Below are 12681 nucleotides of genomic sequence, written 5' to 3' on the forward strand. Positions count from 1 at the left end.
ATATTATTTTATATAAAGGTCTAACCATGTTTTCAGAATCGAGAGAGATTCTTCGTTATACTTATAATCGGGAAGTAATCCCCAGCCATGCCCTCCTTCCGGAAAGATATGTAAACTGGCTGAAATTCCTTTTTCGTTCAATGCCTGATAATAATTCGTACTATGGAATGTCGGAACAGAAGCATCATCATTTGCGGTAAATATGATTGTTCGGGGAGTATTTTCTGAAACTTGTTTCTCCGGTGAATAATTCGCAATATCTTCTTCCGACGGTGTTAATCCCATCAGGTTATTACGTGTACCTCCTTTGGTTACGGTTTCCATCGTTATTACCGGATAAAATAGGATAGTGAATGCCGGTCTCGGGCATAACTCATTATTGGCATAATAAGTAGAAAGCGTAGCTGCCAGATGTCCTCCTGCCGAGAAACCTGCAACTCCCATCTTAGAAACATCAATGTTCCATTCTTCCGCATGATTACGGACTATTTGCATTGCCTGACAAGCATCATCAAAAGGAACTTCTTTGTGTTGATTGGGCAATCGGTATTTCAATACAATGCCGACTATTCCTTGTGATGCTATCCATTTGGCAAAAGCATGTCCTTCGTACGGCATACTTACGCCGGCATATCCTCCCCCGGGAAAAATAAGTACAGCCGGAGTCGGCAGCTTCGAAAGAGTATGAGGTTTATATATAAAAAGTTCGGCTTTATCGGTTAATCCGTTATTTGTCGGAGGATTGTTTTCCCAGACTTTGAGTTGTATAGGTTCTTCGTTTTGCCCGCAGGCAGTAACTACAGATACAATTAATAACAGAAGAATGAAATAGTTTTTCTTTTTCATAATCAGTAAGATGCAAGTAAGCTTAACGCTTTGTTTTCACATTCGGTCATATGTTCCCTTTCTCCGGGACCCTTATCGTTTATCCCACATAAATGAAGAATACCATGTATGATGATCCGGTTCAATTCATCGTTGAAATCGGTTTTAAACTGTTCTGAATTACTTTTTACGGTGTCGAGACTTATAAATATATCTCCTCCGATAACATTATCTTCGGTATAGTCGAATGTGATTATATCGGTAAAATAGTCGTGTTGGAGGTACTCTTTGTTGATTTCGAGTATCTTATCGTCCGAGCAGAATATATAGGAAATGTCACCTGTTTTCTTCTGATAAGATGCAGCGACTTCTTTAATCCATTTATTGGTGATCCGTTTTTTTAGATGAGGTTCTTTTATGTCCTCTGCCTGATAAGTAATTGCCATATATTTGATTCTTTTAGGATCATAGACCCTTTTGTTATAAACTTTCTTCTTAATTTTCTGTATCCGTGCATTTTTCAAAAAGGTAACAAAAGTTACACCCTTTATGTTTCTTTTTATTAATGCTTCCTTTCTGCTGTTCTTTGGGGTTTGTAAACTTAAGTCCCTGAATGCATATTACAAATCTCAAGTGATGAAAACTGGTCGTAGGGGCAAATAAATATTTGCCCGTTTGTAGGTCTTCATGACAGCGCAAGTTATTATTTTCATATTGGACAGTCACTTATTCTCTATAGATAAAAAATAAGAAACAAATGGGTCTGTGATCCTAAAAGGGTCTAAAACCCATTATCCAAAAAAGATATATGCAACCCATATTGCAGTAATAACACCCATAAGATCGGCTAAAAGAGCATATGGAACAGTATATCTGCTGTTTTTTATATTAACGCAGCCATAATAAACAGCTACAACATAAAACGTAGTATCGGTAGATGCCTGAAATATAGAAGAAAGCCTTCCTGCAAAAGATTCGGGACCGAAAGTTGCCATTGTCTCCGCCATCATTCCACGTGCGCCGCTTCCGCTTAAAGGCTTCATCAAAGCGGTGGGTAATGCGTCCAGCCATCTGGTATCTCCCCCGAAAAGGGCAACAAAAGACTTTATGCCATCTACCAGAAAGTCCATTGTGCCTGATGCACGAAACATTCCGACAGCTACTAAAATAGCAATTAAATAGGGAATAATGCGTACGGCTGTCGCAAATCCGTCTTTGGCTCCGTCAATAAAAGAATCATATACATTTATTTTCTTTCGGACTCCGCTTAATATAAAGAAGATAATGACTCCGAATAATATGAGGCTGGCTATAACGCTCGATGCCTTTTGTGCTCTTTCGGGACCCATTTCATTGAAAGCCCAGATAACGCCCCCGATTAGAACCGCTACACTGCCGAATGTGCCGAGTATGACTTTGTCGAAAATATTAATCTTTTGCTTGATACAGACAGCCAGTACTCCGATCATTGTGGATACAAAAGTAGCAATCATAATCGGGACAAAGACATCCGCAGGATTGCTTGCTCCCATTTGAGCCCTGATCGTCATAACCGATACTGGTATGAGAGTAAGTCCCGAAGCATTCATTACCAGAAACATGATCATGGGGTTGGATGCTTTCGTTTTATCGGGATTTATTTCCTGCAGTTCTTTCATTGCCTGTAGTCCGGCAGGAGTTGCCGCATTGTCAAGTCCCAGTATATTTGCCGATAAATTCATTAATATAGATCCTCCGGCAGGATGATTTTTGGGTATGTCAGGAAAAAGCCTGCTGAAAAGGGGATTTATTGCTCTGGAAAACATTTGAATAACACCTCCTTGTTCTCCTATGCGCATCAATCCCATCCATAAGGTAAGTACACCTGTGAGACCGATAGATATTTCGAAACCTGTTCGTGCTGAAGAAAATGTAGAATTTACGGTAGCATTGAAAGTCTCGAAGTCACCGAATATAATCAATCGTGATAATGATACTACAAAAGCTATAACGAAAAAAGCAATCCAGATATAATTGAGAACCATGATTTTATTTGCTTTCAGAATTTATAGGAGCAGGAACAGGTGGAACCGGGTATACAGGCCGCATTTCTTTGTGCCACTCTTTTAATATTCCGTTTTCGAATTGAAGAATGTAAAAATCAGACTTTGTGTTTTCGTAGCCGAGTATTTCAACCGATACACCGTCATCCGTTTTGAATGCACCTACTCGGTGATAGTCATTTCCTAAAGCTTTTATTACCTCTTTTTTAGTCATATCTAACTCTATTTTTTTCATATTCGAGTCAGCGCTCCACATATTTAGAGTAGAGCTGCATCCTGACAGGATAAAAGAGACCGTGATGAGTAGCAATGCATTTCTGATCATAATAATATATTTTCAAATTATAATAAGCTCAGTTTATTATACTTGCCAAAGTACTAAATAGGTCTGTGACCGTATTTAGTAAAACTATTTACAATATTACATCTTTTTGATGGATAATGAGAACACAAATAAAACAAAAACATGTGATTAAAGACTCAAAATATTACCTTTGCCTTAAATTACAGTCGGGCGGTCTGTCGCTGAGCATTTTCTTCGGAGAATGAAAAGAGGAAAGTCCGGGCAACACAGGGCATCATATTTCCTAACGGGAAGCTGTTCGCGAGGGCAGAGTAAGGTAACAGAAAATAACCGCCCCTATCGGGGTAAGGGTGAAAAGGTGAGGTAAGAGCTCACCGGTCTTCGTAGCAATATGAAGAGCCGTACTACTTATGAGTTGCAAGACCATGTATACCGACGCACGTAGGGCTGCCCGCCCGATGTCGGGGGGTAGGTCGCTAGAGCCTGATGGTGACATCAGGTGTAGATAAATGGCAGGCACTCTGCTTTATGCAGAGTACAGAACCCGGCTTATAGCCCGACTGTATTTTTTATTTCTTCACAAAAAGAACAATAATGGCTAAAAGGGAGAAAAGCTATACCGAAGCTTTAAGCGAATTGCAGAATATTCTCGATAAAATCGAGTCGGGAGATCTGGATGTAGACGTTTTGACCGATGAAATCAAAAAAGCATCGGAGTTAATCAAATTGTGTAAAGACAAACTGTATAAAACAGATGCGCAGATTAAAAAAATAATCGACGAAATAGACTAAGGTCTCAGACCTTCCTGCTTTGGTAAGTATAATTCCCAGAGCTTGCTATATCAAAATATATCATTAATATCTTTCTGTTCTTTTAACTATGAATAATGTTATAATAGTTGCCGGAGGTAAGGGTTTAAGAATGGGAGCTGATCAGCCGAAACAGTTTATGGCGATTGGCGGTAAACCTATACTGATGCATACGATAGAAGCTTTTTACTCTTTCGATAAGTCGATACGTATTGTTGTTGCTTTAGCAAAGGATTACCGAGACCATTGGTCGAATCTTTGTAAGGCTTATGGTTTTACGATATATCATGAGGTGGTTGACGGAGGTGAAACCCGTTTTCATTCTGTGAAAAATGCGTTGGAGCTTGTTGGCGATGGTTGGGTGGCTGTACATGATGCCGTTCGTCCTTTTTCGTCTAAGGATTTGTTGAATAGATGCTTTTCTCTGGCAAAAGAGCATAAAGCCGTGATTCCTGTATTGGATGTAACTGATAGTTTACGGGAAATGACCGATGAAATCGATAGTAAAATAGTAGACCGATCTAAATTTAAATTAGTGCAAACCCCTCAGGTATTTGATGTTAATCTGTTGAAAAATGCTTATAATGCTGAGTTCTCTAACCTTTTTACTGATGATGCATCTGTTGTGGAGTCGTTAGGTTATAAAATACATCTTACCGAAGGAGAAAAGACCAATATAAAGATTACAACCCCTTTCGATTTGCAATTGGCAAAGGTTATTTTGACTGAATAAATTTATAACTTATCGGCATGAAAAAATAAGAAAAATTAGAGCCTCAGATGTGTTTCCGGAGGTTCTTTTTTTTGTCTAATACGAAGGGTTTTTTATCTGTTTTCTGATCTTCTTTCGAGTGGATATATTTTATATATAAAGTTAATATTTGTCTATAATTCATCTTTTATATAACAGTGTTGTTTTGTAATTTTTTGAATTATAATTTTTTAAATGGTGTTTTAAGATGTGAATTAAATATAATAATTTCGATTAATTCTATTGATATATTTTGCAGGTTATGGTTTTTAATCAAATAGGATTTGTCTGTTATTTGTTCGCCGAGATAATGGTGTTTCTGTAAAATTTATTTTGGTTTTCTTTGTCTGTTTTCAGGCTTGGGGTTGTGCGGGATATTTGTTTTGAAGTGTCCTCTTTTATATTACTCATTGTATTCTTGGATAGGATATAAAACTATTTATTATTTTTGTGTATAAGTAACAAACTGTATTCTGCAATATCTTGTAAATATTATATCTGTTACTGATATGCTGGCAAGTTTATAAACAGGTCTGTGACCTTAAATAAAAACAGTTTCGGGGAATGGCTCTTAAGCAACAATTACAACAGAAGCAACAGCAACGTTTGTCACCTCTGCAAATGCAGGTGATAAAGCTAACCGAGTTGCCTAATATAGAACTTGAGGAGCGGATCAAGCAAGAACTGGTCGATAATCCGGCTCTGGATGAAGGACACGACGATTCGGATGATTTTAAGACTGATGACGAGCGTGACGATTTTGATGATTCGGGGGAGATTTCGCAGGAAGATATCGCTTTAGGTGATTATCTGACAGAAGATGATATACCCGATTACAGGCTTACTTCAAACAATTCATCTTCAGTAGGGAGAGAGGATATTCCTTTTTCGTCGGCAGAATCTTTGCATGAGTCTCTGGTTGAACAGCTTCATCTCACCGAGTTGACCGGAGATGACGCCAAAATTGCCGAATATATAATCGGAAGTATCGATGAAAACGGATATTTAGACCGTCCTTTGAATGCAATATCCGATGATCTTCTCTTTCAGCAAAATATAGATGTTTCTAACGAAAAACTCCAGTCGATTCTCGAAGAGGTTCAGAGCTTTGAGCCTGCCGGCATCGGAGCTCGGGATTTACAGGAATGTCTTTTACTGCAATTGAAACGATTGGATGAAAGCGACGCTGTAGAAAAAGCAATACGTATTCTCAGCCGTCATTTTGATGATTTTACAAAACGTCACTACGATAAGATCAAGCGGGCATTGAATGTTGATGATGACGAGTTGAAACAGGTTATACAAGTTATTGTAAGTCTCAATCCGAAGCCCGGAAACAATTGGGGTGATGCTTTGGCTCAAACGATGAATACGATAATTCCCGATTTTATAGTGGAAGCTTATAATGGAGAATTATTTATGAGCCTTAACAACCGGAATATTCCTGAATTGCGGGTAAACCGCGAATATTCTGAAATGCTTAGGGGGTACTCCGAAAATAAAAAAGGAGTTACTTCAGAAACTAAAAATGCTATCGCTTTTGTCAAACAAAAGCTCGATTCGGCTAAGTGGTTTATCGAGGCTATAAAGCAAAGGCAGGAAACATTGCAGCGTACCATGCAGGCTATTGTTGACTTACAGTATGATTTTTTTCTTACGGGGGACGAGTCTAATCTGAGGCCGATGATATTAAAGGATATAGCCGAACTTGCCGGATATGATATTTCGACCGTATCGAGGGTGAGTAATAGTAAATATGTACAAACAAATTTTGGAGTTTATCCATTGAAGTATTTCTTCTCGGAATCAATGCAGACTGAAGCCGGTGATGAAATCTCATCCCGTGAAGTTAAAGCTATTCTCAAAGAATGTATTGAAGGAGAAGATACCAAAAAGCCATTAACCGACGATAAACTAGCCGAAATCTTAAAGGAGAAAGGTTATATTATCGCCCGAAGAACGGTTGCAAAATATCGGGAGCAAATGAATATACCCGTAGCCAGGTTACGGAAAAACTTATAAGGCGTTCAGCCTTTTTATTAACTGATCAGGTATAAGAATAACATCGGGCTTAAATGATCCGGAGTTTAGCTTAATACTTGTTTTTATTAAAAGATATGTGGAGAATAGGATCAAATCTCGCTAAAATATATTCTTTTATATTTCAGCCCTTTCTTATGCCATTCTATAGTTTGGCTTTGCTTTTTGTATATACAAACTTTTTTAATTTGTATATAGGGCAGACACTCCGGTTTTTATTGCCGGTTTTGGTGTTTACATTCATTATTCCTTCGTTGTTTACGATTGTTCTTGTGAAAATGAAATATGTGAGGGATATTTTTCTTACCGAGAGGTCTGAGCGTGTTTTGCCTTATATGATCTTCTTTGTCTCGAATCTCAGCCTTACTTATTTCTTTTATCAGGCGCATGTGTTTTTCTGGTTTTTGGGATTGATAGCTGCCCCAGCAATTATATCGCTTGTAGGTTTGATTATTAATTTCTTTTGGAAAATAAGTGCACATATGCTTGGTGTCGGGGGTGTTATCGGTACAGTCTTGTCAGTTTGTTTTCATGTAAAGGCGGCTAGCCCTCTTTATTTATTTGCTATTTTATTTGTTCTTGCCGGACTTTTAGGAGTGTGCCGCTTGTATCTTAAAGCGAGTACTGCTGCTCAGGTTTATATCGGATTCCTATTAGGAGGTCTGCTCGGGTATGGAGCGGTATATGGTGGACTTGTATTGATGCTGTCGTTTTTGAAATAGGAGATTGCAGATTCTTTATAGCTTATTTTATCTATAAGTAAAACAATAGGAAAATTTGATAACTGATATCTGTTGAATGATCTTTGATTTTGTAACTTTCATTTACTTAAATGAGTCAGAGATTTGAGAAGAATAAACAGGCAGTTCCACTGGAAAAGAAGAGACGGAAACAAATAAAAAAGTCTATTTTTGTGGAACCATTGTTACCTTTTGAGTGTTAGAGTACTGGTAAATACAGTAATAAATAGGTCTTAGACCTTAATAATAAAGATTATAAAATGAAACCTCTTGTTGCAATTATTATGGGTAGCACTTCGGATCTTCCGGTGATGGAGAAGGCTGCTAAATTTTTCGACGAAATGGAAATCCCATTTGAAATCAATGCCCTTTCGGCACATCGCACTCCTCACGAGGTAGAAGCCTTTGCAAAAAATGCAAGAGAAAGAGGTATAAAAGTAATCATTGCTGCTGCCGGTATGGCTGCACATCTTCCGGGAGTAATAGCTTCAATGACTACATTGCCTGTGATTGGTGTTCCTATCAATTCGTCGTTGGATGGGATGGATGCATTGTTGGCAATAGTGCAAATGCCTCCCGGAATTCCAGTGGCTACAGTTGGGATAAATGGTTCGTTGAATGCGGCTATTTTGGCTTTGCAGATTTTATCGACAGACAATGTTGACTTGCAGAACAAATTAGCTTCTTATAAAGAAGACCTTAAGTCGAAAATTGTAAAGGCTAACAAAGAATTAGCTGCTACTAAATTTAAATTCAAAACAAATTAAGGTCTCAGACCTTCTTTTAATTAGTTAGATAAAAGGGTGTAACAGGTAGTTGTTGAATACTTGTTACACTTATAATTATTGGGGCGACCATTGAAATTTTATGACTGTAGACGAAATTAGAGAAATCTTAAGAAAAGAATCAGAAGCCATTCTTAATATACCTGTCAGTAGTGACTATGATAAGGCTACGGATTTGATTGTGGAGCAAGTTCACCGGAAAAAAGGCAAGCTTGTAACTAGTGGTATGGGTAAGGCCGGTCAGATAGCTGAAAATATTGCGACCACATTTTGTTCGACAGGTACTCCTGCTATTTTTTTGCATCCAAGTGAAGCACAACACGGTGATTTGGGTGTTTTGCAGGAAAATGATATCATTCTTTTAATTTCGAATTCGGGAAAAACCCGTGAAATAATCGAACTGATAACTTTGGCTAGAAATCTTAATCCGTCGATTAAGTTTATTGTTATAACAAGTAATCCCGAGAGTGTTTTAGCGAAAGAATCGGATGCATGTTTATTAACCGGACGTCCTGATGAGGTCTGCCGTTTGGGTTTGACTCCTACGACCTCTACTACCATGATGACTGTGATAGGTGATGTGTTGGTTGTGGATACAATGGGTAAAATAGGATTCACACCTGCCGATTATGCGAAAAGGCATCACGGAGGATATCTCGGAGATAAATCAAGAGAGTTAAGTAAATAAGGTTTCAGACCTTTTTATTATTTTGGTAAGTATAATCCATAGTCTGTTATAAACTTCAAATATGTCATTAAATACTTGCTGTTATTTAATGACATATTTTGAAAGATAAAAATAATACCATGAAAGTGTCTGTTTTGATACCAATGTATAATGCTGAAGAATATATTTCGGCAACAATAGATAATGTATTAAAACAGACATATTCTGATATTGAAGTAATTGTTGTGGATGACGGTTCCACCGATAAATCGTATGAAATTGTACAGGCTTACCAGTCAGACGTAGTAAAGGTATTCAGACAGGAAAATAAGGGGGCAAGTGCTGCCCGTAATTTTGCTTTTGAACAATCCTCCGGAGACTTGATACAATATCTTGATGCCGATGACCTGTTATCTTATAATAAGATAGAGTCGCAGGTGCACTTATTTAAGTCGATTAACGATAAAAAGGCTGTGATAACATCGGGAATCATTCTTTTCGAGGGAGATTTGATGTCTTCATTGATGATACCCCATAAACAGGTATCTACTAATGGTTATAATAAGCCGTTGGATTTTTTGATTGATATTTGCTGCGAAAGGAATATCGTTCAGTCGAGTATCTGGCTTGTTCATCGAGATTTGATCGCTGAAACCGGACGATGGAATGAACAGCTTTCCCTGAATGATGATGGCGAATATTTCTTTCGTGTAGTCGCAAGATCAAGTGCTGTTTACTTCTGCCCTCAGGGTGCTGTCTTTTATCGGAATACGCCTCAGAGTTTGAGTAAGCAGGTGTCGGATAAGGCGGTGAAATCGCAATTAACGGCAACCCGTATCATGGTTAAGGAGATGATTGCTCTTGAAGATAGCAAAAGAGTAAGATCTGCGGCTGTTAATTTTTACATGCAATATCTGACCCGTTTCAAGAGTGACTTTTACAATCGGGAGGCTGCTAATGATGTGAAGAAACTGGGATATAATATCAATACATTCAAGAAAAGCCGTTTGCATCGTATGTTTTATGCTATACTTGGTGATAATCTTGCAAAGAAGGTGTCTCGCAAATTGCATTGATCTTAAATTTTTGAGATTATTTCTTTTTCGAAAGAAACGCCAACAGCTTTAAAGTCTTTATCCAGATAACGATATTATACGGCACAAACTTCGGTTTTACTATTTTAGTCAATCTATTTTGCATAATGCAGACTATAACCCACCGGCTCCAGAGAAATTCGATCAAAGCGTTATTATTGTATAGCTGGTTCGTCTTATTTGCTTTGATAATTTTTGAGAACCATTCTTCAAGCCCGTTAAAATCATCGAAAGACTTCTTTTCTTCCTCTTTGTTTTTTGCATCAAACTGAGAAAAGCTGACTTTGTGAAGAAAAAGCTCATTTTCATCCGGTGATAATCCTAATAAATTGAGTTCTCTTATTATTATTTGATTTTTTACTTCTTCTTGTTTTTTCGAATTTGTTACCGATACATTCGAGTTATGCCATCTATACTTTAATAAGAACTCGGGAATGTTAGCCACTTTGTGTTTTCGGGCTATTCTTGTCCAAAGATCAAAATCTTCCGCATGGAGGTATTCTTTATCAAACAGTTCGGTTTCGAGGATGTCTTTTCTAATCATTATGCTCGGATGGACGAATGGAACGGAAAAGAGCATATTAACTTTCAGATAATCATTGTCTGTTACATGGACTATCTTTCCTGTTATCTTATCCTCTTGGTCTATTATTCGGGCAAATGTTCCGCACATGGCATATTCCGTATTTTGTTCGAGGAAGCTTAACTGACTTTCGAAACGTGAGGCCAATGAAATGTCATCCGCATCCATGCGGGCGATATATTTACCGGAGCATAATGCTATTGCTTTGTTGAGGGTTGCGATAAGACCCGAATTTACTTCGTTTCTGGAGTATTTAATACGGTTATCGGAGTAATTAACTATTATATCTTCGCTGTTATCAGTCGATCCGTCATTGACAATGATCAATTCCCAATCCGTATAAGTTTGGTTTATAATACTGTCTATCGCCTTTTTTAAAAAAAGCGAAGCATTGTAAACCGGCAGTATAACGGATATTTTGGGCATTGTTTCTATTTTAAATTAGTAGTAGTAAGTATTTAATGATATGCTTTTAGTTTATAACAGGCTTTGGCTGTTTTACCTGCCAAAGCAATTGATAGGTCTGAGACCTTAAGTTTCTAAAATTACCCATTTTTCAGGAATAAAACCAATAGGATAGTCTGCTGCTGTTTCGTTTTTGTACCATGTGCCCGGCGCAATGACTATTTTATCCGGATTACAGTTGAGCCATGCACCCCACCAACTGAAAGAACTGTTTGCAATAATATTATGTTGGCAAAGGCTCATCAACTGCATATCAAGGAAACTACGATTTCCGGTGTTCCAATCGATAAAAATATGTGGTGATTGTGAAAGATCCAGATTTTTTTTTACCCAATTAATATCATCTGAGAAAATATAAAAAACAGGATCTGTAATCTTTTCCTGAATATAAGATATTGCTCTCCGGTAATATTCGATGTTTAATAAGTAGAGGTTTACATTCGGATTCAGATAATCACCTCTTCTTATATGTATCGATACAGAAGCTGTAGAACCTATTTTATTTGCAATATCAGCGTTTTCACCGAGGAGAGGGCTAATGAATCGAAAGTCCTCCCTTAAATTGGCAGAAATCGCCTTAAAGTAGTTTTCATTCTGAAAATATCCGAATAGAGTAATATTCCTATCTATATTATTGAAACGCTGATCGAAGTTTTGAGCCTTTTTATCGCGGAATATACCGAATAATCCGAAAATAAGTTTTTTTAATCCGTATTTGTTTAAAAAGAAAAAACTTTTAGTTATCAATTTGTTTTTCAGAGGATTATTTTCTATGACTTCTATATTGAAAACTTTCAGTTCGAAATTTCTTACAGTTGTTTTGGTCTTTTTTCGGAGCAGAAAGGTGTCAACATACAATTCGGACTGCAATTTGAGGCTTAATGCCCGTCCTGCTGCATATTGAAACATCTGATTGCCCAGTCCTCCCGATAAAATAACTCTTATCATTTATCGCTTTTCTATTGGTTCTTTGCTCAAAGTTAGTAAGAAAAATTTATTATATGTAAGTATGGTTTTGTATATCATAAATAGATGTTTATAGTAAATAATTTAATTAATATTGATATCTATAATTGATGCTTTATTATAGTTTCAATCTATTGCTATTAAATGTCTATATTTTTTATTATAATTTTTATTTTGGATAATTTATTTTATTTATAAGCTCTACTTATTTTCTTTTTTATCTTGATTATTTCTCTTTTTAGATCTATATGCTGTTGTTTTGTCTTTTCTCAATATCTATTAAAATGTTAAATTATTATTGATATTATTTTCTTATAGATTACTATATAATTTAATATTCATTTTATCAGATATTTATTTTCAATATTTAATTCTATTAAAACTTAATTAATATGTAAAATAATATTGATATATATTACTGGATACATTTTTATAGTAGATATAATTAATTTTTATGATTTTTATTTTTAATATTTTGTATTGTAGATTTTTTAATAGTATAATTTATATATACTTATTGCAAATATTATATTCGGTTTTTTATTTATTTGTTTCGAATATGTTATGAGAAATAAAGCTTGATCTGTGGAAAGATATGCCTGAAAAATG

General features: G+C 36.5%; 13 protein-coding genes and 1 other RNA gene. 8 read left to right on the plus strand and 6 right to left on the minus strand.

The features are described from left to right. Positions 1-3: 3 nt before the first annotated feature. From K322_RS0109280 to K322_RS19035, 4 genes are all read right to left on the minus strand, one after another. A complete protein-coding gene (locus K322_RS0109280; RefSeq protein ID WP_026626646.1) occupies positions 4-846 on the minus strand; it encodes an alpha/beta hydrolase in 843 nt (280 codons plus the stop codon). A 2-nt stretch (positions 847-848) separates the two neighbouring features. Further along, positions 849-1271: an rRNA maturation RNase YbeY gene (ybeY, locus tag K322_RS0109285; RefSeq protein ID WP_026626647.1), complete on the minus strand. Its 423-nt coding sequence runs from the start codon at positions 1269-1271 to the stop codon at positions 849-851. Between the two features lie 345 nt (positions 1272-1616). Then, the gene (locus K322_RS0109290) at positions 1617-2849 is read right to left on the minus strand and encodes a nucleoside recognition domain-containing protein (protein WP_026626648.1); all 1233 of its coding nucleotides are present in this window, start codon (positions 2847-2849) and stop codon (positions 1617-1619) included. A gap of 4 nt (positions 2850-2853) precedes the next feature. Beyond that, on the minus strand, positions 2854-3192 hold the full coding sequence (locus tag K322_RS19035) for a hypothetical protein (protein ID WP_051290729.1): 339 nt from the start codon (positions 3190-3192) through the stop codon (positions 2854-2856). Between the two features lie 181 nt (positions 3193-3373). Here K322_RS19035 and rnpB point away from each other — a divergent pair. The 8 genes from rnpB to K322_RS0109335 all read left to right on the plus strand — a co-directional run bounded on the left by rnpB (position 3374) and on the right by K322_RS0109335 (position 10040). Then, an RNA gene (gene rnpB, locus K322_RS20270) (RNase P RNA component class A) lies at positions 3374-3739 on the plus strand. 26 nt (positions 3740-3765) lie between these two features. Next, the gene (xseB, locus tag K322_RS0109300) at positions 3766-3963 is read left to right on the plus strand and encodes an exodeoxyribonuclease VII small subunit (protein WP_026626649.1); all 198 of its coding nucleotides are present in this window, start codon (positions 3766-3768) and stop codon (positions 3961-3963) included. Positions 3964-4051: 88 nt separating this feature from the next. Next, a complete protein-coding gene (locus K322_RS0109305; RefSeq protein ID WP_026626650.1) occupies positions 4052-4714 on the plus strand; it encodes a 2-C-methyl-D-erythritol 4-phosphate cytidylyltransferase in 663 nt (220 codons plus the stop codon). Between the two features lie 582 nt (positions 4715-5296). After that, positions 5297-6754, plus strand: a complete 1458-nt coding sequence (gene rpoN, locus K322_RS0109310) for an RNA polymerase factor sigma-54 (protein ID WP_026626651.1) — start codon at positions 5297-5299, stop codon at positions 6752-6754. Positions 6755-6849: 95 nt separating this feature from the next. Next, a complete protein-coding gene (locus K322_RS19040) occupies positions 6850-7494 on the plus strand; it encodes a hypothetical protein (RefSeq protein ID WP_051290730.1) in 645 nt (214 codons plus the stop codon). 278 nt (positions 7495-7772) lie between these two features. Beyond that, positions 7773-8279, plus strand: coding sequence for a 5-(carboxyamino)imidazole ribonucleotide mutase (gene purE / locus K322_RS0109325; RefSeq protein ID WP_026626652.1), 507 nt, complete (start codon positions 7773-7775; stop codon positions 8277-8279). A 100-nt stretch (positions 8280-8379) separates the two neighbouring features. After that, positions 8380-8985 (plus strand): SIS domain-containing protein, encoded by a 606-nt coding sequence (locus tag K322_RS0109330; protein WP_026626653.1) that lies wholly within the window; start codon positions 8380-8382, stop codon positions 8983-8985. Positions 8986-9083: 98 nt separating this feature from the next. Next, positions 9084-10040: a glycosyltransferase family 2 protein gene (locus K322_RS0109335; protein WP_026626654.1), complete on the plus strand. Its 957-nt coding sequence runs from the start codon at positions 9084-9086 to the stop codon at positions 10038-10040. Positions 10041-10056: 16 nt separating this feature from the next. Here K322_RS0109335 and K322_RS0109340 read toward each other — a convergent pair whose 3' ends face one another. Together K322_RS0109340 and K322_RS0109345 are read right to left on the minus strand one after the other, a co-directional pair. Beyond that, positions 10057-11067: a glycosyltransferase family 2 protein gene (locus K322_RS0109340; protein WP_026626655.1), complete on the minus strand. Its 1011-nt coding sequence runs from the start codon at positions 11065-11067 to the stop codon at positions 10057-10059. Between the two features lie 105 nt (positions 11068-11172). After that, positions 11173-12054: an alpha-1,2-fucosyltransferase gene (locus K322_RS0109345; RefSeq protein WP_026626656.1), complete on the minus strand. Its 882-nt coding sequence runs from the start codon at positions 12052-12054 to the stop codon at positions 11173-11175. Positions 12055-12681 lie beyond the last annotated feature (627 nt).

The sequence above is a fragment of the Indolivaga capnocytophagoides DSM 22835 genome, assembly GCF_000426485.1.
GTDB lineage: Bacteria > Bacteroidota > Bacteroidia > Bacteroidales > Dysgonomonadaceae > Dysgonomonas_A > Dysgonomonas_A capnocytophagoides.

Excerpts from the sequence above, each read along its gene's own strand:
- K322_RS0109340 (WP_026626655.1), bottom strand. The coding sequence starts at position 11,067 with ATGCCCAAAATATCCGTTATACTGCCGGTTTACAATGCTTCGCTTTTT.
- purE (WP_026626652.1), top strand. The coding sequence starts at position 7,773 with ATGAAACCTCTTGTTGCAATTATTATGGGTAGCACTTCGGATCTTCCG.
- K322_RS0109345 (WP_026626656.1), bottom strand. The coding sequence starts at position 12,054 with ATGATAAGAGTTATTTTATCGGGAGGACTGGGCAATCAGATGTTTCAA.
- K322_RS0109290 (WP_026626648.1), bottom strand. The coding sequence starts at position 2,849 with ATGGTTCTCAATTATATCTGGATTGCTTTTTTCGTTATAGCTTTTGTA.
- K322_RS19040 (WP_051290730.1), top strand. The coding sequence starts at position 6,850 with ATGTGGAGAATAGGATCAAATCTCGCTAAAATATATTCTTTTATATTT.
- K322_RS0109330 (WP_026626653.1), top strand. The coding sequence starts at position 8,380 with ATGACTGTAGACGAAATTAGAGAAATCTTAAGAAAAGAATCAGAAGCC.
- rpoN (WP_026626651.1), top strand. The coding sequence starts at position 5,297 with ATGGCTCTTAAGCAACAATTACAACAGAAGCAACAGCAACGTTTGTCA.
- ybeY (WP_026626647.1), bottom strand. The coding sequence starts at position 1,271 with ATGGCAATTACTTATCAGGCAGAGGACATAAAAGAACCTCATCTAAAA.
- K322_RS19035 (WP_051290729.1), bottom strand. The coding sequence starts at position 3,192 with ATGATCAGAAATGCATTGCTACTCATCACGGTCTCTTTTATCCTGTCA.
- K322_RS0109280 (WP_026626646.1), bottom strand. The coding sequence starts at position 846 with ATGAAAAAGAAAAACTATTTCATTCTTCTGTTATTAATTGTATCTGTA.
- K322_RS0109305 (WP_026626650.1), top strand. The coding sequence starts at position 4,052 with ATGAATAATGTTATAATAGTTGCCGGAGGTAAGGGTTTAAGAATGGGA.
- xseB (WP_026626649.1), top strand. The coding sequence starts at position 3,766 with ATGGCTAAAAGGGAGAAAAGCTATACCGAAGCTTTAAGCGAATTGCAG.